Source organism: Staphylococcus sp. MI 10-1553 (assembly GCF_010365305.1).
Classification (GTDB): Bacteria; Bacillota; Bacilli; order Staphylococcales; family Staphylococcaceae; genus Staphylococcus.
On the sequence record NZ_CP048279.1, the window covers coordinates 910,544 to 933,284 of the forward strand.

Below are 22,741 nucleotides of genomic sequence, written 5' to 3' on the forward strand. Positions count from 1 at the left end.
ATTAAAAAAATACGCATATCTCTTAAACCAAAGATAGGCGCATCATGTGCTCATTAATATATGGATATGCTATTGGAGTGACATACAAAGTCCATCGCTCAATATACATATCATAACAAAACACTTTCCTACGCTAGTATCATCTAGTTCAGGTTCAAAGGGTTTGAGGTGACACCTCATCTCAGCTTTCACACCCCTAGTGTGCGTATTTAATTGATAATGTCAATGTACACCTAGAACATTGAAAAGTCAAGGTTTCAAACGAGTGCTGACTAAATATTTGTAAATCTACAAACCATTAAAAATGTATATATATTGGAAAAATGAACAGTCAAGGCGAGCATCAACATAGCAGTCACAATCAAGACAACAGTATGACACCCAAATGACTTTTAGAACAATGCACTATGAGGATTAGGATTAGGTGGGCAGTTGAGTAGGGATGACTTGAAGTGTACGTATGAGGATGGGCATTTCAATTTATCAGTAAAACGATGTACTAAAGCTGGTGAACACCTATTGACACTCAGCGACCTCCAACCTTAAAGAAGAAAAGGTGAGAGGTTACTTTAACAATGGTAATTGATTTTGATATTGATAAGACATCATGGTGAAATGAGGAAGTATTGAATTTAAAACATTTCACTCTCACAATTAAGAACACTCACGAAAGATTGTAAGAACAGCTCGAGACTCCCGAGGGATAAATCAAAGGCTTAAATGTGGTTTCTGATTATTAACAGAGATCACTGTTTAACGCAGTAGCTGTCTGACTTCTCAATGCTCATGCTTTTGAGAAGTCTAGTCAGCTTTGCGGGGGGGGCAGTACGACGAAATCTTTGTAATACATGAGATTTCTGTACTGCTCCCGAAAATCCAAGTTGGCTTCCATTTCGTGAACACTCCAATCAAGCCAAATTGAGTTGCGTCAAGTCCTTGGGAAAACGAGAGCAAGTTCGTCAATTTGTAGGGTAAGAGGAAACATTTAACAAAACAAATGATATCCCAATGTTTTAAAAATAAAAAGGAACAGGCCACAATCAGCCCATTCCTCACACATCAAACAAAAACTAAAGATTACTCAAACGTTTTTTGAATATCATCTTTCGTTTTCTCTGCACCATCTTTAGCATCTTCAGTTTTATCTTTCAACTCTTTCTCTTTATCTTTCGCTTGTTCTGCAGCTTTTTTAATATCTTTTTCAGCCATTTCCAACGCCTACCTTTCAAATTGTTTGTATCACTACTATAGCCTTTATGTGCACAACTTAAACATTAGACCTATATAGAAATGAGACTTTGACATATCGTGCGCCTAGCTATATAGAGAAATATGAATGAAATAAGTAAATGCAACATTAAAAATTTTAGCTTCTGTTCTCGTATAAAAATAAATGAATTTTGATATACTTAACGCATCATTACGATGTAAAAACAACTCATGGATAATTAAGATATTTGAAAATAAAAATAAAAATAAATCCTTATGGTATTATGTATTAAATGGATAGGTCATTCTGAAGACTGATATTTTTGAAATATAAAGACAGGTGACAAGAGTTCGTATATAATAGCTTTGAGGTGAGAGGATGTTTTTGTTAAACAAATACACCGAAGTGATTTATAGCTATATTATCGGTGTGCTTTCAATTTTATTAAGCATCATTATTTTTATTAATATTCCACTCATTCAACAGTTTAAGTCAGGCAAACAACCGAGTACAAATATCGACAATTTGTGGGATTTTATTATGGCATTCTTTAATGAAATCATTCGCGTCATGAGTCAATACATTGGTGACATCCCACTTGCGAGCGGTATTGTCATTTTATTGTTTGGAATTTTAATGATTTTTATTGGTCGGACATTAACGAATACAACACGATTTGATTATGACATTTCAATATTATTTTTATTAGTGGGCATTATTTTCTTCGTATTAACATTAATTTTTATGTCTCAAGTTTATGGTTGGATTGCATTTATATTTATTATTCCTTTTCTTGTACATATTGGTTATATCGCATACAAAGACGAATTAAATCCATTGCACCGTAAAGAACATTATTTATGGATTATATTCAGTTATGGGCTTTGTTATATCATTACACAAATTGCGCTCTATGCCCGTATTGAAGCGAAAGATGTAGCTTCGATTGACGTTCTGAGTATTAATACATTTTTTGTAGTTTTATGGTTGATTGGACAAATGGCAGTATGGAATTTCCTCTTTTTACGTCGTTCATTACCAGTGTCTGAGGAAGAAATCACTGGTGAAGCGAATGCGTATTCAAGAAGTAAAAAGTATCAATTTACGAATACTTCTAAAAACCATTTCAAAGACTTTCAAGATCGTACGGCCGAATTCACACATGGTATTTCACAACGTACACGCCGTAGTATTGATTTAGAGAAGTTACGCCAAAAACGTGAAACACTTGCCAAAAAATGGTTTTCATGGGCTAAATTAGAGGAAGATGACATTCCATCGTTCCTTAAAATGAGGCCTAAATGGTTGAACCGCAATTACGTCATGATTGCTTGTGGCGTGATTCTGTTATTCTTTATATTACTAGAGTTCAATAACCGTAATGCGTTATTTATGTCAGGGGACTGGCAATTATCTCAAACACAATACGTGTACGAATGGGTTAGCTTACTTTTATTACTCATTGTTGCGATTGTCTTTATTTTTACAACAGTTGTAAGGATGTTAAGAGGTAAGTGTGATTATTTACAACTTTTCATGATTAGTATTTTATTCTTCAAATTGCTAACGGAATATATTGTGATTTTGATCCACGGACTATTATTATCAATTTTCATTACGCCAATTCTCGTATTAATGTTAGTACCAGCAATTGTGGCGTTCGTCTTACAATTGAGACAGCCTGTGGACATACAAGTTAAAAAGCATTAATAATGAATGACTTTAAAAGGGCTAGGGAGACCATTTCCTAGTCCTTTTTATAATGAGTGTTTTGGTGAAAGATATCATTGTGAAATCATCCGTGTTAAAATCAGAATAATGATATGAAAAGAAAGGCTGATAAAATGAAGACAGCTATTTTAAATAAAGGTAAAGAAGAAAAATATTTCAACCAGTACCCACTTGTGGAGGAAGAGGATTTATTTCAGTATGATCAATTAGAAGAAGGTGATGTCTTTCATCTGTTGGCTCCAACACAAGTCTATATCGCGACTTGTTATGTAGGGCGTCAACATAAAGGATTAGGTTGGGTATTGACGTATCAAGAAGATGAAGCGATTGATCAAGCATTTTTTGAGCAACTGTTCGCGCAAGCACTAGAAGTCCGTCAGTATTACTATCAAATTGAAGGCACCAATGCATTTCGCTTATTTAATGGTGAAGGTGATGGCGTGGGTGGTCTCACGATTGACAACTATGATGGTCACTTATTAATTCAATGGTACTCAGAGGGCATTTATCGTTTTCGTCAACAGATTGTGAGCGCGATTAAAAATATTTTTGATTTTACCTCTATTTATGAAAAAACGCGTTTTAAACATCAATCCATTGAAGGCGGCCTTGTAGATGGGATAGCACCTGAATTTCCGATTGTCGTTGAAGAGAATTTCACGTTTTACAATGTGCATCTTGACGATGGTCCGATGACGGGGATTTTCTTAGACCAAAAAGAAGTGCGCAAAAAAATTAGAGATTATTATGCTGAAGGACGTCAATTGCTCAATTTATTCAGCTATACAGGTGCTTTTTCAGTCATCGCAGCTACAGGCGGAAGTCAGACGACAAGTGTTGATTTGGCCAATCGTTCACGTCAGTTAACTGAAGAGAACTTTGGTTTGAATGGTATCGACCCTAAATCACAACATATTTACGTGATGGATACGTTTGATTACTACAAATACGCGCTGCGACACGACTTACGTTACGATACGATTGTCATTGATCCGCCAAGTTTTGCGCGCAATAAAAAGAAAACATTTTCTGTGACAAAAGACTATGACAAGTTAATTGAAGGCGCACTCAGTATTTTGAACCCAGGTGGTAGTCTCGTGTTGAGTACCAATCATAGTGCCTATACGCTAAAGGCATTTAAAAATATGGTGAAACAAACGATTGAAAAGCAAGGTCTTACATATGAAATGAATGAAGTTATGGGCTTGCCAAAAGATTTTAAAACACATCCGCACTATAAACCTTCGAAGTATTTAAAAGTGATTTTTATTACAATAAAGTAGTAGAAACTGTTTGAAAAGGGTATAAAGGTTAAGACTTTTTATAATGAGGTGAGTATGGAAGATGAATTTTAAAAGAAAAATTTCTGAAACGTTAGGCAATAAAGTACTAGATATTGAAACGATTGATCGAAAAGATGTGCTACCGACGACAGAACAAGAGATACGTGTAAGACGTGAACGTGCAGAAGCGATTGTGAGAAAGAAGGCGCTGTTATCTTCAGGTGCAACCGTTGTTCCTATACCGGGATTTGATTTTGGGATGGACATGAAATTAATGCGCGACGTCATTGATGATGTGAACAAAATTTACGGCTTAGATCATCAACAAGTGAACCAAATGAGTGATGACATGAAAAACCGTATATTGATGGCGGCCGGTATTCAAGGCAGTCAATTAATTGGTAAAAAAGTGTCGAGTGGATTGTTGAAAGTTTTAGTACGTGATGTAGCTAAGAGAACTGCTGCGAAACAGACACGTTGGTTCCCGATTGTAGGACAAGCCGTTTCAGCGTCCATTAGTTATTATTTTATGGTTAAAGTCGGTAAAGACCATATTCAAAAATGCGAAAATGTAGTAAAATCATTATTATAGCATGTAAAAAATTTCACAAAGCACTATCAATGGCGTTCAAAATCGAGATGTCGGGGCATTTACGAATTGAATTTAAATATAGAATTTGGTAATGTAATGCTATGTAGCGAAGTTAAATATAATTTATGCTAGTAAATCTAGAAGTAGAAGGAGTAAGATGACAGATGGAACAACAATCATATGTAATTATTGACGAAACAGGTATTCACGCACGTCCTGCAACAATGCTTGTTCAAACAGCTTCAAAATTCGATTCAGATATTCAATTAGAGTATAACAGTAAAAAAGTTAACTTAAAATCTATCATGGGTGTTATGAGCTTAGGTGTGGGTAAAGACGCAGAAATTACAATTTATGCTGACGGTAGCGATGAAAAAGGCGCAATCGACGCAATCACTGAAGTATTATCTAAAGAAGGATTAACAAAATAATGTCAAATATTATTAAGGGAATTGCAGCTTCTGATGGTGTTGCTATTGCCAAAGCGTATCTGCTCGTAGAACCCGATTTAAGTTTTAGTAACGAAAAGACGGACCAACCGGAAGCGGAAGTCCAAAAATTTAATGAGGCGCTTAACAACTCTAAAATTGAATTAACGAAAATTCGTAATCATGCAGAGGAACAATTAGGTGCGGATAAAGCGGCTATCTTTGATGCACATTTACTCGTTTTAGATGATCCTGAGTTAATTCAACCGATTGAAGAGAAAATTAAAAATGAAAGCGCAAGTGCACCTCAAGCATTAACTGAAGTGACACAAAACTTCATTACTATTTTCGAATCAATGGATAACGAATATATGAAGGAACGTGCTGCGGATATCCGCGACGTAGCTAAACGTGTTTTAGCGCACATTTTAGGGGTGGAATTACCAAATCCGAGTATCATTGATGAAAGCGTCATCATTGTGGCTCAAGATTTGACGCCATCAGATACAGCACAGTTAAACAAACAATATGTTCAAGGATTCGTTACCGACATTGGTGGTCGTACTTCACATTCAGCAATTATGAGTCGTTCATTAGAGATTCCTGCTGTTGTAGGTACAAAATCAATTTCTGAGTCTGTACAACAAGGGGACATGGTTATCGTCGACGGTTTAACAGGGGATGTCATCGTTAATCCTTCAGACGATGAAATCAAAGCGTATCAACATAAGCGTGAATCTTTCTTTGCAGATCGTGAAGCGTTGAAACAATTACGTGACGAACCATCGAAAACATTAGATGGACATGAAGTAGAACTTGCGGCGAACATTGGTACACCGAATGATTTAGAAGGTGTGCACAACAATGGCGCAGAAGGTATCGGTTTATACCGTACTGAGTTCCTTTACATGGGCCGCGACAACATGCCGACTGAAGATGAGCAATTTGAAGCGTATAAAAAAGTGCTCGAATCAATGGAAGGTAAACGCGTTGTCGTACGTACGTTAGATATCGGTGGTGACAAAGAACTACCATATTTAAACTTACCTGAAGAAATGAACCCATTCTTAGGATACCGTGCGATTCGTTTATGCTTAGATCAACCTGAAATTTTCCGTCCACAATTACGTGCATTATTAAGAGCTTCAGCATACGGTAAATTGAATATTATGTTCCCAATGGTGGCAACAATTCAAGAATTCCGTGATGCGAAAGCGTTACTTCTTGAAGAAAAGGAAAACTTGAAACAAGAAGGCGTAGAAGTGAGCGACGATATCGAATTAGGTATCATGGTTGAAATCCCAGCAACAGCCGCACTTGCAGATGTATTTGCGAAAGAAGTGGATTTCTTCAGTATCGGTACAAACGATTTAATTCAATACACAATGGCTGCAGACCGTATGTCAGAACGTGTATCTTACCTTTACCAACCATACAACCCATCAATCTTACGTTTAATTAAACAAGTCATTGACGCATCTCACCAAGAGGGCAAATGGACAGGTATGTGTGGTGAAATGGCTGGCGACGAAACAGCAATTCCATTATTAATTGGTTTAGGATTAGATGAGTTCTCAATGAGTGCAACTTCTATCTTAAAAGCACGTCGTCAAATTAAAGATTTAAGCCGTACTGAAATGGTACAATTAGCAGACCGTGCATTAAATTGCGCAACTGTTGATGAAGTTGTTGACCTTGTAAAAGCAAAAACAACAAAAGCTTAATTGATACAAATAAAAAGAGATTGAGTCAATCTTTGCGACTCAGTCTCTTTTTTGGTTGTGGCTAATGCTGTCATTAATATTTTAAAGAGACATGTACAGGGGGGAAATGATAAAACTTAAAAAAGGGATGGGACATAAAAATTTTTGATGCTATTGATGCAGTATTTTTGTTAAACTTGCCCTCTCCCTAAGAATTTTGTTTTTGATTGCCATCATGGCTTCGCTTTCCGAGGGGCTGACTCTTCAACTCAATACGGCTTGATTGAAATGAACACTTGATCGATGCCGAATTGGATTTTGGGAGCAGTACAGAAATCTCATGTGTCACAAACATTTCGTAGTACTCCCCCCGCAAGGCTGACTAGACTTCTCAAAAGCATAAGTATTTAGAAGTCAGACAGCTACTGCGATAAACAGTAATCGCTATTTAAAGTAAAGACGTGACTGTTAACAGTATGCACTCATTCCCTCAGGAGTCTCAGCCTTCTGGGCAATCTTAGACCCAATACAGCGAAACTGAGGGCAAGTTGATGAAATCAAGAAAACAATAGCATCCATTTTTTGTATCCCATTCACCCTCATTTTTCGACGGTTTTAAAGTCGTTAATGAATCATAAATCTCTGAATGGATTGAGGCTTAAAATTTTCTATGTCCCAATTCCTTCCTACGCAAATAAACAATATTCAAATGATGCAATTATAATTGAATACCGAGCTTTTTGTTCATCAAATCTAAATCGACTTGATACATTGGCTCGCCATCAATTAAAATGAACGGTGTTGAAAAAGCATCATGTTCAATCATTTCGTTTCTATACGTTGAATTGTCAATGTTTCGTTCTTCAAATGGGACATCGTGATTCTCAAGATATTGTTTGACGAATGAACAAGGAGGACATTCATTTTGTGTGTAAATAATAACTTCTGACATAGAGACGCCTACTTTCATATCAATTGTTGTTACATCTTAATCGACACTTTAATAAAATGCAACTGAATCGACTGTATAAAAATGACAAATTTTGGTCATGTCATTAAATTGTCAATGTCTTAATGAACAAAAATATATAAATGTGGCCTGTGTATCGTTTATAATGAATGGACATTTTCATTATAGGTAAGGAGGTCATGAAATGGATGCAGTGGACATTAGTCGATTTTTGACGGGAATGACACTTGCAGTCCACATTATTTTTGCAACGATTGGTGTAGGTATGCCACTTTTCTTTGCGATGGCAGAATTTATTGGCATTAAAAAGAAAAGTGCTCAATATATGGCATTAGCTCAACGATGGGCTAAGGGATATACGATTACCGTGGCAGTAGGTGTAGTAACAGGGACTATTATAGGTTTACAGTTATCATTACTATGGCCTACGTTTATGCGAATAGGTGGGCACGTCATTGCTTTACCATTATTTATGGAAACATTTGCGTTTTTCTTTGAGGCGATTTTCTTAAGTATTTATTTATACACTTGGAATCGTTTCAAAAATCAATGGATACACTTTTTCATTAGTATCCCAGTGATTATCGGTGGAAGTTTTTCCGCTTTCTTTATTACATCGGTCAATTCCTTCATGAATACACCGGCAGGTATGGCAATAGAAAATGGGCGCATGGTCAATGTGGATCCAATAGCAGCGATGTTCAACGCATCATTTTTTGTTAGATCTTTCCATGTTATTGCTACAGCACTTATGACAATGGCGTTCATTTTAGCAAGTATTGCAGCGTTTAAGTTACTTAAAAACAAAATTGAAAAGGATCGACGTTATCATCAAGCAGCACTGAAAATGACGATGATCGCCGGATTAATTTTTTCAATGTTATCGATGTTAGCAGGGGATTTATCTGCGAAGTTTTTACATCAAGAACAACCTGAGAAACTTGCGGCATATGAGTGGCATTTTAATACAGAATCTCAAGCTGATCTCGTGTTATTTGGTGTACTCGATGAATCAACGCAAGAAGTGAAAGGCGCCATCCATATTCCAGGTGCGTTAAGCTTTTTATCTGATTCAAGTTTTGATACAGAAGTAAAAGGACTCAATGAATTTCCAAAAGATGAATTACCACCACTAATTGTCCATTATTTCTTTGATTTAATGGTATTCTTTGGGATTTTCTGTTTTGCCATTTCATTCGCTTATGTCATGGCATTGTGGATTAAAAAATTCAACCCACATCATAAACTTTTGCTCTATGCAACATTGTTAGGTGGTCCAGCAGCAATGTTAGCGATTGAGTTTGGTTGGTTCTTAACTGAGCTTGGGCGTCAACCGTGGATAGTCAGAGGCTTCTTAAAAGTACAAGATGCTGCGACAGATGCAAGTGGACTCGTGTTTGTGACGATTTTATTTGCAATACTTTATTTCGTGCTGTTATTCTCAGCCACATACGTGCTTGTGAGAATGTTTAAAAATAAGCCGGTCTATCAGCACATTGAAAGTTTAAGGCAACGAGGTGATGCATGATGAGTTATGAAGTGATAGGGATAACAGTACTCTGGATTTTCTTATTTGGTTATATCATCGTCGCTTCGATTGATTTCGGCGCAGGATTTTTCTCGCTACATGCAAAATTATTTGGACAATCGCATGATATTAATGATTTAATTCAACGTTATTTGAATCCTGTGTGGGAAGTAACAAACGTATTTTTTGTCTTTTTCTTTGTAGGTATTGTCGGATTTTTCCCAGACACAGCTTATTATTACGGCACAGTGCTATTAGTGCCAGGTTCGATCGCGCTAATTTTACTTTCGATTCGAGGGGCCTTTTACGCTTTCGAAAATTATGGTCAAGATAGTAAGTTGTCTTGGCTCATGTTATATGCGGTATCAGGATTACTGATTCCTGCTTCGCTATCAACGGCATTAACCATTTCTGAGGGTGGTTATATCACAGAGTCATCTTCTGGCAAGGTTGATTTGAATTGGACAGAATTACTATTAAGTCCATTCGGTTGGGCGGTAGTTCTATTAGCCATTGTGTCTGTGTTATACATTTCATCAGGATTTTTAACATTTTATGCGCACCGTGCCAAAGATAAACCAGCATATCAATTGATGCGTAAATGGTTTTTAATGTGGGGCGCACCGATGATTATGATGTCATTGTTTGTGTTTTTATCATTAAGAATGCAAAACAAAGCACACTTTATGACAGCAGTGTTTGATTATGGCTGGTTATTTATGATCAGTTTCATCGCTTTTGTTATTGCTGGCGTACTGACACTCTTGAAAAAAGCACACGGTATCGCTTTTATCTTTGTCATCATTCAAATGGGTACAGCCTTTTTCGGATATGGATTAAGCAAGTTGCCATACATTTTATATCCGTACGTGCACATTGACGATGCGGTCACAAATGATAGTATGGCGTTAGTGTTAACGATCGCATTTATCGGTGGTTTACTATTATTGTTACCGTCACTCTTTTTCATATTTAAATTGTTCGTATTTGATAAAGAATACGTCCGTGGTAAAAAGTAAGCCGGACCAGCAAAACGATGCATCATTAATCATTTTGTAGTAATATGATAATAGTATTGAATACATGTGTGGCTTAAAGTGTAGGATCATAGACATCTGGACACTTTGAGCCCACATTTTTAATTTAACTTAATTCAGGAGGCCAAAAATGGATAAAGAGTATGTAGTCATTGGTCTAGGTCGCTTCGGTGGCAGTATTGTAAGAGAATTGAACGCGTTAGATATGGATGTCATGGCGATAGATAAAGATGAAAATCGTGTCGATGAATACAGTGATATTGCGACACATGCCGTCGTGGCTGATACGACTGACGAAGCCGTTATGAAAAGTTTAGGAATCCGAAATTTTGATCATGTCATCGTAGCAATCGGGGAAAATATTCAGGCAAGTACGTTAACGACATTGATTCTTAAAGAACTCGGTGTTAAAAAAGTGACGGCTAAAGCACAAAACGATTATCACGCCAAGATTTTAAACAAAATTGGTGCCGATACAGTCGTGCATCCTGAAAGAGACATGGGTCGTCGTATCGCGCATAATGTGGCTAGTGCAACAGTGCTCGATTATTTAGAGCTTTCTGATGAACACTCCATCGTAGAAATTAAAGCGAGCGAAACGATGGCAGGACAAACCCTCATCGACTTAGATATTCGTGCCAAGTTTGGGATTAATATTATTGCGATTAAAAGAGGGAAGGAAATCATCGTCGCACCCGATCCAGATATGGGATTAGAATTTGATGATATTTTAATTATGATTGGTCACGATAATGATTTAACACGTTTTGAGAAGAAAATGGCACATTAATGGATAGAGAAGCGGGATGGCTGAGGCTGTCTCGCTTTTTTGTGTTCATCGTAAGTGGTTAAACAGATAAAAGTGATGAATGTGATGTGTAAAATTAAGTATCTTTTTTACTTTAATGTACTATGATATACATAAGGAGATTAAAAGGTGAAAATTGATGATTTCATATGCGATGTTCAACCATTTGAAATCAGTTAATGCACTATCCATTGCGCTAATATGAGTCATATCACACTTATAATTTTAAGAATATTTCGAGAAAAGGTGATTATTATGACTGTAATAAACTTTATGAGACTAGTAATATTGCTCGTATTAATCAGTTTTATTGTTGTTTACTTTACGTTAGGTTTTGGATGGTTAGGGCACATATTAATATGGATACTGCTCATTCTCTCTTTAAGTTTTCAGCATTATAAAAATAAAGAAGACAAAAAGCATGGTTGGTAATTGGAATGGATTGTTATAAAAAAATCGACAAAGTTAGCGCAAAATGGACAAAAATCTCTAGTGTATTGGGTTAATGACATCGAACTTTCTCAGCCCTTTACACAAAAATAAACGAGTCTAGGTTTGTTGTTGTCCTAGACTCGGTCCTTATTGATACATCTATTTTTCATTGACTTTCATAATGACTGGTAAAATCATTGGTTTACGTGCTGTTTTTTCGAACAAGTACGGTTGTAATGTTTCGATAATAGATGATTTCACTTGATGCCATTGAATATTTTCGTTGTGATTCAATTTATAGATAACATCTTGCTTAATCTTCTTTTGTGCGTCGTAAATCAATTGACCTGATTCACGCATGTAGACAAAACCGCGTGAGATGATGTCTGGCCCTGATAACAGTTGGTTTTTGTTGAAGTCAATGCTAACTACGACAATGACTAAACCTTCTTCAGACAATAATTTACGGTCTCGAATTACGACATTACCAATATCACCAATACCGCTACCATCGACTAATACATTGCCTGATGGAATACGGCCCGCTGTACGTGCGCTGTCTCGTGTCAACGCGAGAACGTCACCGATATCGTGAATGAAGACATTTTCTTCTGGTACGCCACAATCGACACCTGTTTGACCGTGTGCAACGAGCATACGATACTCACCATGGATTGGTAAGAAATATTTCGGTCTAATTAAGCGTAACATCAACTGTTGATCACCTTGAGAGCCGTGACCAGACGTATGGATGTTTGAAATCTTACTATGAATGACTTCAGCACCGGCTTGATATAAGGCATTGATTGTACGGTTAATGCTTTTCGTATTACCTGGAATAGGTGACGAACTGAATACGACCGTGTCTTCAGGAATGATTTTGATCTGCTTATGCGTACCATTTGCGATACGTGATAACGCCGCCATCGGTTCACCTTGCGAGCCTGTACATAAAATTAATAATTCATGCTTTGGAATGCTATTAATTTTGTTTGGCTCAACGAACGTTTCAGGGGGCGCTTTAATGTAGCCTAACTCTGTACCGATTTTGATGTTATTTTCCATCGAACGACCAAACGTCACGATTTTACGGTTGTATTTGACTGCGGCTTCGACGGCTTGCTGCACACGATAAATGTTTGACGCGAAAGTCGCAAAAATAATACGTCCTGTACAATTACGGAAAATTTTATCTACGTTTTGACCGACTTCACGTTCACTCAGCGTAAAGTCTGGCACGAGTGAATTGGTAGAGTCAGAAAGTAAACAGAGTACGCCTTCATCACCGAGTTGCGCCATTTTACCAATATTGGCTGGTGCGCCGACTGGTGTGAAGTCAAACTTAAAGTCACCGGTATGCACGATTTTACCTTCAGGCGTATCGACAATGACACCGTATGCTTCAGGAATACTGTGTGTTGTCAAATAAAAACGCACTTTAAAATGTTTTGAATCAATGACAGTATCCTCATCGATTTCAATCAGTTCAGCTTGGCGTAATAAATGATGTTCTTCTAATTTATTACGAATTAAACCGAGTGCGAGTGGACCGCTGTAGATTGGTACATTAATCTTTTTGAGCAGGTAGGGCACACCACCGATATGATCTTCGTGACCATGTGTGATAATTAAACCTACAATTTTATCTTGGTTTTGTTCAAGATATGTGTAGTCTGGTATGACATAATCAATACCGAGTAAATTATCATCAGGGAATTTGATTCCTGCATCAATGATTACAATTTCATCTTTATACTCGATGGCATAAGTGTTTTTACCGACTTCACCTAAACCACCTAACGCGTATACGCCAACTTCATTTTTTTGAAGTTGTTTCATTATTGCGCGCGCTCCACATTAAAATGTTCGGATTGTTGTTCATATTCTAAATGTGCGCCCTCTAATTTAGTTATGAATTCAATATTGTAGTTGCGTTCTTTCAAATAACGACGAACTTGTTCTTCAGATTGTGCTTCAACATAAATGCTTTGTGTATTTTCACGTACGATGACTTCATCGCGATGATGTTGATAAAAAACTTTAAAAATTGACATATATTTTCCTCCTAAGTTGGATCACTTATCTTTCATTGATTGATATGCTTGAACAATTGAAATGAAGAGTGAAAATAAAAAACATGAATCGAATATGTATCTCTAAGAATGTCTACATCATTCAATTCACCATTCATTCACTGCTCGTTTTCAATATGTATAGCAGTTATTAAATTTCCGTTCTCGTTTGAGTGTATGGCGATGCGCACATACAGCCCAGTTAGTATTATTTTACATGATGTTATCGAATAAATAAAGCGGAATGTGATAAACTAAATAGTATCTTATAATTAAATGAATGGAACCTCATTTAAAATTCCCCGAAATAGGTGATGAAGATGAAAAGTGCGAGTCAATTACTAGAAGAAGTTAAAAACGAACGGAACCGGGAAGATAAGTTTTTGCGCGAAATTCAATTTGAAGTAAGACGTAATGAAGTGACGATGTTTTTTGAGTATGAAGAAGTTCAAACGGCGACGCAAGAAACGCATTATTTCAGAAAACACAATCATGACCCTGAATTTTTGGACATTGAAACATTTGAAACACTTAAAAAGGCATTGGATGAAGAGGGCATTCGTTATAAACAACGTAGAGACATGTTTATGTAACTTATCGGATGAGTTGAAAAGGTATCACAGCGAAGAAAACAGCGGAGAAGGATTGACTTTCCCGCTCTTTTTTTATGCTGTAACATTGTGCAAATGAAAAAAGAAAGGGATGGGGGCATTAAGTTTTCTAAATCCCTATCTATTTATGGACTTATTTCTATTAATGATGATAAAACCATCGAAAAATGAGGATGAATTAGACATAAAAATGGATGCTATTGTTTTCATGATTTCATCAACTTGCCCTCAGTTTCGCTGTATTTCATATAAGATTGACCAGAAGGCTGAGACTCCTGAGGGAATGAGTGCATACTGCTAACAGTCACTTCTTTACTTTAATAGTGGTTGCTGTTTATCGCAGTAGCTGTCTGACTTCTCAATGGGCATGCTTTTGAGAAGTCTAGTCAGCCTTGCGGGGGTAGTACTACGAAACCTTTGTGACACATGAGATTTCAGTACTGCTCCCAAAATCCAATTCGGCATCGATCAAGTGTTCGTTTCAATCAAGCCGAATTGAGTTGAAGGTTCAGCCCTAAGAACGCGAAGCCATGAGGGCAATCAAAAACACAAATCGTAGGGAGAGGGCAAGTTAAACAAAATAATGCATCAATAGCAACCAAATTTTTATATCTCAGCCTCTACCTTCTTAATCGTTTTAAATAGTTTGTTATTCTTAAACTTCCATTGCACCATTTTTAGGTTGTAACGGATGATCTTGGTCGATATGATCATAAAACAGTACGCCGTTAAGATGATCCAATTCATGTTGCACTACAATCGCGGCATAACCTTTCAAGCGTAAGTTAATCTCATTGCCATCAATATCATAACCTTTAAGTTTGATACGGTAATGACGATGAACGAGACCTGGAATATCTTCGTCCACGCTCAAGCAACCTTCACCAGTTGGTAAGTATGCATCTTGAACACTATGACTCACAATTTTGGGGTTTACAATCGCAAAATCATATGAATGTCCTTCACCATCATCAGGTAAATAAACTGCAAACATGCGTTTCGGTACATTAATTTGAGGTGCCGCTAATCCAACACCACTACGTAATTGATATTTTTCAGCAATTTCTGGGTCTTGACTATTTTTTAAAAAAGTTTGCATATCTAATAAAGTTTGTCGTTCTTCTTCAGTTAATGGGAACTCCACTTCGTTTGCTCTTTGGCGAAGTGTAGGATGTCCATCTCGAATAATATCTTTCATTGTTAACATTTTTGACACCTTCCTTATTTAATAATATATCAAAAAAATTCCATAAAGTGATAGTCGAAAACTTTCAAAATTAAAATCGTATATTGACGTATTTTCAACTTCTACATTTAATACGTGTAATAAAGGCAGCATTGTGCATATATCGTTGGATGATGTGTAAAAGGACAAAAAATGTGCGAATGAATATTTGAATTATAACGCTATTTTCATTAATATTACGAGTGACGGATAAGGAGGTCTCCAGAATGAAATTTCATAAAACAATTGGAGTAGCAATTGCAGCAACATTTTTATTGGCTGCTTGTAGTAAAGATGGTGAACATATTGAAAAGTACAATGACGGACTTGAAAATATGCAAAAAGCTGAAGCACCTATTCAAGAAGTTAATAAAGAAATGAATAAGCTTGAGAAAGAAAAAGAAAAACTATCAAAAGAAATTAGTGGTAAAAATATTGCTGAAGTGCAAGATAAAGTGGATCAAGTACTCGACAATGCGAACAAGCGTGAAAAGCAATTGAAAAAAGAAGTTGAAGCGATGAACAATTCTAAAAAAGCTTTCGAAAAGGCAAAAGCAGAGTCGAACAAAATTGAAGATGAAGATGATAAAAAAGAGTTTGATGAATTGAACAAAGCGATTGAAGAGAAAAATAAAAAACATGATGCTTTCGTCAAAGGCTATCAAGATGTCATTAATAAAGAAAAAGATTTGTTCAGTTATTTTAAAGAAGATTCTGGTTCACAAGAGGAAGTAGACAAACGTTCTAAAGCGTTATCTGATGTTCAAAAAAATATGCAGAAAAAAGTAGAGGACTACACAAAAGCAATCCGTAAAGTACAAACAGAAAAGCAAGATGTTGATGAAATCGCTAACAAATAACTATAACAGTTTGAAAGAAATGGTATAACAGTTGCCTCTACTGTTGTGTTATCAAGTGTTACAGAACTTTAGGAAAACTGTTTAACAGTTCGTAGATTTTGTGTTACACTAGAGTAAGTCGAATGTTATTTATTTTATATACGGGAAAGGTATGGTGAATTGCATGGTTACTAAGTTAAACAACCAGTTCGATGCTGAAAAAGTATTGAAAGATACTGAGTCAAAATTTGAAATGGTTCAAATCTTAGATGCAGATGGAAATGTAACAAATGAAGATTTACTTCCGGACTTATCGGATGAGCAGTTAGTAGAATTAATGAGAAGAATGGTTTGGACACGTATTTTAGACCAACGCTCAATCTCATTAAACAGACAAGGACGTTTAGGTTTCTATGCGCCAACTGCTGGTCAAGAAGCATCACAACTTGCTTCACAATTCGCATTAGAGCAAGAAGACTTTATTCTTCCTGGTTACCGTGATGTACCACAATTAATTTGGCATGGCTTACCATTAACAAAAGCTTTCTTATTCTCACGTGGTCACTTCGTAGGGAACCAAATGCCTGAAGGAGTGAACGCGTTAAGTCCACAAATCATTATCGGTGCGCAATACGTCCAAACAGCTGGTGTTGCATTAGGACTTAAAAAACGTGGTAAAAAAGCAGTAGCGATTACGTATACAGGAGACGGTGGTTCTTCACAAGGTGATTTCTATGAAGGTATCAACTTTGCTTCAGCGTACAAAGTGCCTGCAATTTTCGTAATTCAAAATAACAATTACGCGATTTCAACACCACGTGATAAACAAACTGCGGCGCAAACATTGGCTCAAAAAGCGATTGCAGTAGGTATCCCTGGTATCCAAGTTGACGGTATGGATGCATTAGCAGTATACCAAGCAACGAAAGAAGCTCGCGACCGTGCTATCAATGGTGAAGGTCCAACATTAATCGAGACAATGACATATCGTTATGGTCCACATACAATGGCTGGGGACGACCCAACGAAATACAGAACATCTGATGAAGATTCAGAGTGGGAGAAAAAAGATCCACTAGTTCGCTTCAGAAAATTCTTAGAGAACAAAGGCTTATGGTCTGAAGAAAAAGAAAATGAAGTCATCGAACAAGCTAAAAATGAAATCAAAGCTGCGATCAAAGAGGCTGACAGCACTGAAAAACAAACAGTAACTTCATTAATGGAAATCATGTATGAAGATATGCCTGCAAACTTAAAAGAACAATATGAAATCTACAAAGAGAAGGAGTCGAAATAGGCCATGGCACAAATGACAATGGTTCAAGCGATTAACAACGCGCTAGCAACTGAACTTAAAAATGACGAAAACACTTTGTTATTTGGTGAAGACGTTGGTGTTAACGGTGGTGTATTCCGTGTAACTGAGGGATTACAAAAAGAATTCGGTGAAGACCGTGTATTTGACACACCTTTAGCTGAATCTGGTATCGGTGGTTTAGCGTTAGGTCTTTCAACTCAAGGATACCGTCCAATTATGGAAGTTCAATTCTTAGGTTTCGTATTTGAAGTATTCGATTCTGTTGCAGGACAAATCGCACGTCATCGTTTCCGTTCAGGCAACTCAAAAGTAGCGCCAGTTACAGTTCGTGCGCCATTCGGTGGTGGTGTACATACACCGGAATTGCACGCTGATAACTTAGAAGGTATTTTAGCACAATCACCAGGTTTAAAAGTGGTGATTCCATCTGGTCCCTACGATGCAAAAGGTTTATTAATCGAAAGTATCCGTAGCAATGACCCAGTTGTATATTTAGAGCACATGAAATTATACCGTTCATTCCGCGAAGAAGTACCTGAAGAAGAGTACACAATCGAAATCGGTAAAGCGAACGTTAAACGTGAAGGTACTGACTTAACAATCATCACTTACGGTGCAATGGTTCAAGAGTCAATGAAAGCTGCTGAAGAACTTGAAAAAGACGGCTACTCTGTTGAAGTGATTGACTTACGTACAGTTCAACCATTAGACGTTGAAACGCTTGTGAAATCAACTGAAAAAACAGGTCGTGTCGTTGTTGTTCAAGAAGCACAAAAACAAGCAGGTGTAGGCGCAAATGTTGTCGCTGAATTATCAGAACGTGCTATTCTGTCATTAGAAGCACCGATTGGACGTGTTGCAGCGCCAGATACAATTTATCCATTTACACAAGCTGAAAACGTTTGGTTACCAAACAAAACTGACATCGTTGAACAAGCGAAGAAAACTTTGGAATTTTAATGTGTAATTTTTGAAAAGAGTGGAAAAACAGAGAGCTGTGCCATCAGCTTTCTGTCCCACGCCCCTGCGTATGGAGAATGAAATGTTTTTTCGTTTCTTCTCCTATATGTGTGTAAACAAAGTATTGTTTATAATTTAATTATTTAGGAGGAAAGAACGTGGCATTTGAATTTAGATTACCCGATATTGGTGAAGGTATCCACGAAGGTGAAATCGTAAAGTGGTTTGTTAAAGCTGGAGACACTATTGAAGAAGATGACGTACTATGTGAAGTACAAAATGATAAATCAGTTGTAGAAATCCCATCTCCTGTAAGTGGTACAGTACTTGAAGTATTAGTTGAAGAAGGAACTGTAGCAGTTGTAGGTGACACAATTGTTAAAATTGATGCACCTGATGCTGAAGACATGGAATTCAAAGGCGGACACAGTGATGATGCGCCTGCTGCAAAAGCAAAAGAAGAAGCACCTAAAGAAGAAGCGGCTCCTGCTGCTCAAGAAGCTGTAGAAGTTGATGAAAGCAGACAAGTAAAGGCAATGCCATCAGTGCGTAAATACGCACGTGACAATAATGTGAACATTAAAGCTGTTAATGGTACAGGTAAAAATGGTAGAATTACTAAAGAAGATGTAGATGCATACTTAAATGGTGGCGGACAAGCGGCGCCAACTCAAGATACTGCATCAGCTGAATCTTCAGAAGCATCAACTGCACCAGCAGCATCAACTGCACCAGCAGCATCAGCACCAGCAGTTTCAACTGAAGATGAATTCCCTGAAACAACAGAAAAAATCTCTGCAATGCGTAAAGCAATCGCAAAAGCAATGGTGAACTCTAAACATACTGCACCTCACGTAACATTAATGGACGAAATTGATGTTCAAGAGTTATGGGATCACCGTAAGAAATTTAAAGAAATTGCTGCTGAACAAGGTACTAAATTAACATTCTTACCTTATGTTGTTAAAGCTTTAGTATCAGCATTGAAAAAATATCCAGCACTTAACACTTCATTTAACGAAGAAGCTGGCGAAGTTGTACAAAAACATTACTGGAACATTGGTATCGCAGCAGATACAGACAGAGGTCTTTTGGTACCTGTTGTTAAACATGCTGACCGTAAATCAATCTTCCAAATCTCAGATGAAATTAACGAACTTGCTGTGAAAGCACGTGACGGTAAATTAACATCTGACGAAATGAAAGGTGCAACATGTACAATCAGTAACATCGGTTCTGCAGGTGGTCAATGGTTCACACCAGTTATCAACCACCCAGAAGTTGCAATCTTAGGTATTGGTCGTATCGCTCAAAAACCAATCGTTAAAGATGGCGAAATCGTTGCAGCGCCTGTGTTAGCATTATCACTAAGCTTTGACCACAGACAAATTGATGGTGCAACTGGTCAAAATGCAATGAACCACATCAAGCGTTTATTAAACAATCCAGAACTATTATTAATGGAGGGGTAAAATATGGTAGTCGGAGATTTTCCAATTGAAACAGATACTATTGTCATTGGGGCAGGTCCTGGTGGCTATGTTGCAGCAATTCGTGCAGCACAGTTAGGTCAAAAAGTAACGATCGTTGAAAAAGGCAATTTAGGTGGCGTATGCTTAAACGTAGGTTGTATTCCTTCAAAAGCATTATTAAACGTATCTCACCGTTTCGAACAAGCGCAACACGGTGCAGACTTAGGTATCACTGCTGAGAACGTATCTTTAGATTTCGATAAAGTACAATCTTTTAAAGGTTCAGTCGTTAACAAATTAACTGGCGGTGTTGAATCATTATTAAAAGGAAACAAAGTTGAAATCGTTCGCGGTGAAGCTTACTTCGTTGATGAACACAGCTTACGTGTTATGGACGATAAGAGCGCACAAACTTACAACTTCAAAAATGCTATCGTAGCAACAGGTTCACGTCCAATTCAGATTCCTAACTTCGAATTCGGTGGTCGTATCCTTGACTCTACTGGTGCGTTGAACTTACAAGAAGTACCTAAAAAATTAGTTGTCGTTGGTGGCGGCTACATTGGTTCTGAATTAGGTACTGCCTATGCTAACTTTGGTACTGAAGTTACAATTCTTGAAGGTGCAAAAGAAATCCTTGGTGGTTTCGAAAAACAAATGGTTGCACCCGTTAAAAAAGAAATGAAAGCAAAAGGCATGATCATCGAAACAGAAGCTTTAGCTAAATCAGCTGAAGAAACTGATAACGGTGTTAAAGTGACCTACGAAGTTAAAGGTGAAGAGAAAACAATCGAAGCTGACTACGTATTAGTCACTGTAGGTCGTCGTCCAAACACTGACGAACTTGGTTTAGAAGAAGTTGGCGTGAAATTAACTGACCGCGGTTTAGTTGAAGTTGACAAGCAAAGCCGTACATCTGTTGACAGTATCTATGCAATTGGTGATATCGTTCCAGGCTTACCACTTGCACACAAAGCAAGCTACGAAGCTAAAATCGCAGCTGAAGCTATTGCAGGACAAAATTCAGAAGTGGATTACATCGGTATGCCTGCTGTATGTTTCACTGAACCAGAATTAGCTCAAGTAGGTTACACTGAAGCACAAGCGAAAGAAGAAGGTCTTGACATCAAAGCTTCTAAGTTCCCTTACCAAGCGAATGGCCGTGCATTATCGTTAAATGATACAAACGGTTTCGTTAAACTTGTAACACTTAAAGAAGATGACACGCTTATCGGTGCACAAGTTGTGGGTACGAACGCTTCAGACGTTATTGCTGAACTTGGTTTAGCCATTGAAGCAGGTATGAACGCTGAAGATATCGCTTTAACAGTTCACGCTCACCCAACATTAGGTGAAATGAGCATGGAAGCTGCTGAAAAAGCTTTAGGTTTACCAATTCACACAATGTAATAATAGTTGAATAGATAAGGGACTGTGCATGAATTTGTGCAGTCTCTTTTTTAATTTAATGCGCATATTGTCTAATGATAAATGGAAAAGCGAATAAATGCACAATAACCCAATCCATAATGGCAAGCACTTTAAAACTGACACAAAATGATTTATAGTCAACATGAAAGTTCAATCATAAAGGAGTGAAATGATGGAATACACATATCCGATAGATGTCGACTGGTCTCAAGAAGAAATGGTGGCTGTCGTCTCATTTTTTAACGCCATCGAATCGTATTACGAAAGTCAAATTGAACGTGAAACACTCATGACACGATACCGTGAATTTAAGCAAGTTGTCCCAGGCAAAGCAGACGAAAAAAATCTCTTCAATGATTTCAAAAAGCAGAGTGGCTACGACAGTTATCAAGTCATTCAAGAAGCGAAACTACATCCTGATCAAAAAACTTTAAAGAACAGCTAAAAAGGTATTGTAATTTAGTGCGCGATTTGTTATTTTTATTAAGCATTAAACCAAATGTTTAGTAAAAGTAAACAAGTCGCTTTTTTTGAGTGGAGGGACTCTATGGAGATTGGACAAAAGATAAAAAATTTAAGACGTTTAAAAAACTTAACGCAAGAGGAACTTGGAGAACGTACGGATTTGTCTAAAGGTTATATTTCTCAAATAGAAAGTAATAAAACGTCACCCAATATGGAAACTTTTTTAAATATTTTAGAGGTGCTTGGAACGTCACCACGCGATTTTTTTGATGACAAACAAGTAGCGAAAGTGCATTATCCAAAAAGTGAACAGTTAAGTTACTGTGAAGATGAAAAGGGTTATTATTTGCAGTGGCCTGTGAAACGTTCAAATGAGTTTGATATGGAGCCGTTATTGCTCACATTGGAACCACACGCTTCATATAAAGATTTTCAGCCGTCGACATCGGATACTTTCGTCTACTGTTTAGAAGGGGCGGTGACTTTAACTTTAGGGGAGCAACAATATACTGCAGAAGAGGGAGATGCATTATATTTTAAAGCGCTGGCTACTCATCGTTTATCGAATACAAGTCAAGTGAGTGCGAAATTGATGATTGTTGCAACGTCATCGTATTTATAGGAGG

22 protein-coding genes and 1 riboswitch are annotated in these 22,741 nt (G+C 37.2%); of the genes, 17 read left to right on the forward strand and 5 right to left on the reverse strand.

The features are described 5' to 3' along the window. Nucleotides 1-108: 108 nt before the first annotated feature. A riboswitch (TPP riboswitch) is annotated at nt 109-208 on the reverse strand. A gap of 869 nt (nt 209-1,077) precedes the next feature. After that, the gene (graF, locus tag GZH82_RS13865; protein ID WP_014614266.1) at nt 1,078-1,209 is read right to left on the reverse strand and encodes a glycopeptide resistance-associated protein GraF; all 132 of its coding nucleotides are present in this window, start codon (nt 1,207-1,209) and stop codon (nt 1,078-1,080) included. 379 nt (nt 1,210-1,588) lie between these two features. Here graF and auxA point away from each other — a divergent pair, with 379 nt between their 5' ends. The 5 genes from auxA to ptsP all read left to right on the forward strand — a co-directional run bounded on the left by auxA (nt 1,589) and on the right by ptsP (nt 6,968). After that, nucleotides 1,589-2,920: a lipoteichoic acid stability factor AuxA gene (auxA, locus tag GZH82_RS03925; protein WP_162681404.1), complete on the forward strand. Its 1,332-nt coding sequence runs from the start codon at nt 1,589-1,591 to the stop codon at nt 2,918-2,920. A 134-nt stretch (nt 2,921-3,054) separates the two neighbouring features. After that, nucleotides 3,055-4,224, forward strand: a complete 1,170-nt coding sequence (locus GZH82_RS03930) for a class I SAM-dependent rRNA methyltransferase (RefSeq protein WP_162682992.1) — start codon at nt 3,055-3,057, stop codon at nt 4,222-4,224. 61 nt (nt 4,225-4,285) lie between these two features. After that, nucleotides 4,286-4,816, forward strand: a complete 531-nt coding sequence (locus GZH82_RS03935; protein WP_162681405.1) for a DUF697 domain-containing protein — start codon at nt 4,286-4,288, stop codon at nt 4,814-4,816. Nucleotides 4,817-4,980: 164 nt separating this feature from the next. Then, complete coding sequence (locus GZH82_RS03940) at nt 4,981-5,247, forward strand: phosphocarrier protein HPr (RefSeq protein WP_162681406.1); 267 nt, start codon at nt 4,981-4,983, stop codon at nt 5,245-5,247. Beyond that, a complete protein-coding gene (gene ptsP / locus GZH82_RS03945) occupies nt 5,247-6,968 on the forward strand; it encodes a phosphoenolpyruvate--protein phosphotransferase (protein WP_162681407.1) in 1,722 nt (573 codons plus the stop codon). The genes GZH82_RS03940 and ptsP overlap by 1 nt, the downstream gene beginning before the upstream one ends. A 697-nt stretch (nt 6,969-7,665) precedes the next feature. Here ptsP and GZH82_RS03950 read toward each other — a convergent pair. After that, nucleotides 7,666-7,899: a glutaredoxin family protein gene (locus GZH82_RS03950; protein ID WP_162681408.1), complete on the reverse strand. Its 234-nt coding sequence runs from the start codon at nt 7,897-7,899 to the stop codon at nt 7,666-7,668. 202 nt (nt 7,900-8,101) lie between these two features. Here GZH82_RS03950 and GZH82_RS03955 point away from each other — a divergent pair, with 202 nt between their 5' ends. The 4 genes from GZH82_RS03955 (at nt 8,102) to GZH82_RS03970 (ending at nt 11,722) form a co-directional block, all read left to right on the forward strand. Further along, on the forward strand, nt 8,102-9,445 hold the full coding sequence (locus GZH82_RS03955; RefSeq protein WP_162681409.1) for a cytochrome ubiquinol oxidase subunit I: 1,344 nt from the start codon (nt 8,102-8,104) through the stop codon (nt 9,443-9,445). Further along, nucleotides 9,445-10,464 carry a cytochrome d ubiquinol oxidase subunit II gene (locus GZH82_RS03960; protein ID WP_162682993.1) on the forward strand — a complete coding sequence of 340 codons (1,020 nt, stop codon included), beginning with the start codon at nt 9,445-9,447 and terminating at the stop codon, nt 10,462-10,464. Before GZH82_RS03955 ends, GZH82_RS03960 begins: the two co-directional genes overlap by 1 nt. Nucleotides 10,465-10,612: 148 nt before the next feature. Then, nucleotides 10,613-11,272, forward strand: coding sequence for a potassium channel family protein (locus GZH82_RS03965; RefSeq protein WP_014614257.1), 660 nt, complete (start codon nt 10,613-10,615; stop codon nt 11,270-11,272). 291 nt (nt 11,273-11,563) lie between these two features. Continuing rightward, nucleotides 11,564-11,722 (forward strand): hypothetical protein, encoded by a 159-nt coding sequence (locus GZH82_RS03970; protein ID WP_162681410.1) that lies wholly within the window; start codon nt 11,564-11,566, stop codon nt 11,720-11,722. 159 nt (nt 11,723-11,881) lie between these two features. Here the strand turns inward: GZH82_RS03970 and rnjA are convergent, their stop codons facing one another. Next, nucleotides 11,882-13,561 (reverse strand): ribonuclease J1, encoded by a 1,680-nt coding sequence (gene rnjA, locus GZH82_RS03975; protein ID WP_162681411.1) that lies wholly within the window; start codon nt 13,559-13,561, stop codon nt 11,882-11,884. Then, nucleotides 13,561-13,776 carry a DNA-dependent RNA polymerase subunit epsilon gene (locus GZH82_RS03980; RefSeq protein ID WP_162681412.1) on the reverse strand — a complete coding sequence of 72 codons (216 nt, stop codon included), beginning with the start codon at nt 13,774-13,776 and terminating at the stop codon, nt 13,561-13,563. The genes rnjA and GZH82_RS03980 overlap by 1 nt, the downstream gene beginning before the upstream one ends. A 338-nt stretch (nt 13,777-14,114) precedes the next feature. Between GZH82_RS03980 and GZH82_RS03985 the strand changes: the two genes are divergently transcribed. Then, a complete protein-coding gene (locus GZH82_RS03985) occupies nt 14,115-14,387 on the forward strand; it encodes a hypothetical protein (protein WP_162681413.1) in 273 nt (90 codons plus the stop codon). Nucleotides 14,388-15,060: 673 nt separating this feature from the next. Here the strand turns inward: GZH82_RS03985 and def are convergent. Continuing rightward, nucleotides 15,061-15,612 carry a peptide deformylase gene (gene def, locus GZH82_RS03990; protein ID WP_162681414.1) on the reverse strand — a complete coding sequence of 184 codons (552 nt, stop codon included), beginning with the start codon at nt 15,610-15,612 and terminating at the stop codon, nt 15,061-15,063. 245 nt (nt 15,613-15,857) lie between these two features. On the opposite strand from def, the gene GZH82_RS03995 reads away from it, so the two are divergent. The 7 genes from GZH82_RS03995 to GZH82_RS04025 all read left to right on the forward strand — a co-directional run bounded on the left by GZH82_RS03995 (nt 15,858) and on the right by GZH82_RS04025 (nt 22,737). Further along, on the forward strand, nt 15,858-16,490 hold the full coding sequence (locus GZH82_RS03995) for a YkyA family protein (RefSeq protein ID WP_162681415.1): 633 nt from the start codon (nt 15,858-15,860) through the stop codon (nt 16,488-16,490). Between the two features lie 163 nt (nt 16,491-16,653). Continuing rightward, nucleotides 16,654-17,766 (forward strand): pyruvate dehydrogenase (acetyl-transferring) E1 component subunit alpha, encoded by a 1,113-nt coding sequence (gene pdhA, locus GZH82_RS04000; RefSeq protein WP_162681416.1) that lies wholly within the window; start codon nt 16,654-16,656, stop codon nt 17,764-17,766. 3 nt (nt 17,767-17,769) lie between these two features. After that, nucleotides 17,770-18,747, forward strand: a complete 978-nt coding sequence (locus GZH82_RS04005) for an alpha-ketoacid dehydrogenase subunit beta (RefSeq protein ID WP_162681417.1) — start codon at nt 17,770-17,772, stop codon at nt 18,745-18,747. Nucleotides 18,748-18,905: 158 nt separating this feature from the next. Next, nucleotides 18,906-20,219 carry a dihydrolipoamide acetyltransferase family protein gene (locus GZH82_RS04010; protein WP_162681418.1) on the forward strand — a complete coding sequence of 438 codons (1,314 nt, stop codon included), beginning with the start codon at nt 18,906-18,908 and terminating at the stop codon, nt 20,217-20,219. Between the two features lie 3 nt (nt 20,220-20,222). Beyond that, entirely contained in the window at nt 20,223-21,629 is a 1,407-nt protein-coding gene (gene lpdA / locus GZH82_RS04015) for a dihydrolipoyl dehydrogenase (RefSeq protein WP_162681419.1), read from the forward strand. A 193-nt stretch (nt 21,630-21,822) separates the two neighbouring features. Continuing rightward, the gene (locus GZH82_RS04020; RefSeq protein ID WP_162681420.1) at nt 21,823-22,095 is read left to right on the forward strand and encodes a UPF0223 family protein; all 273 of its coding nucleotides are present in this window, start codon (nt 21,823-21,825) and stop codon (nt 22,093-22,095) included. Nucleotides 22,096-22,197: 102 nt separating this feature from the next. Continuing rightward, nucleotides 22,198-22,737 carry a helix-turn-helix domain-containing protein gene (locus tag GZH82_RS04025; protein WP_019165573.1) on the forward strand — a complete coding sequence of 180 codons (540 nt, stop codon included), beginning with the start codon at nt 22,198-22,200 and terminating at the stop codon, nt 22,735-22,737. Nucleotides 22,738-22,741 lie beyond the last annotated feature (4 nt).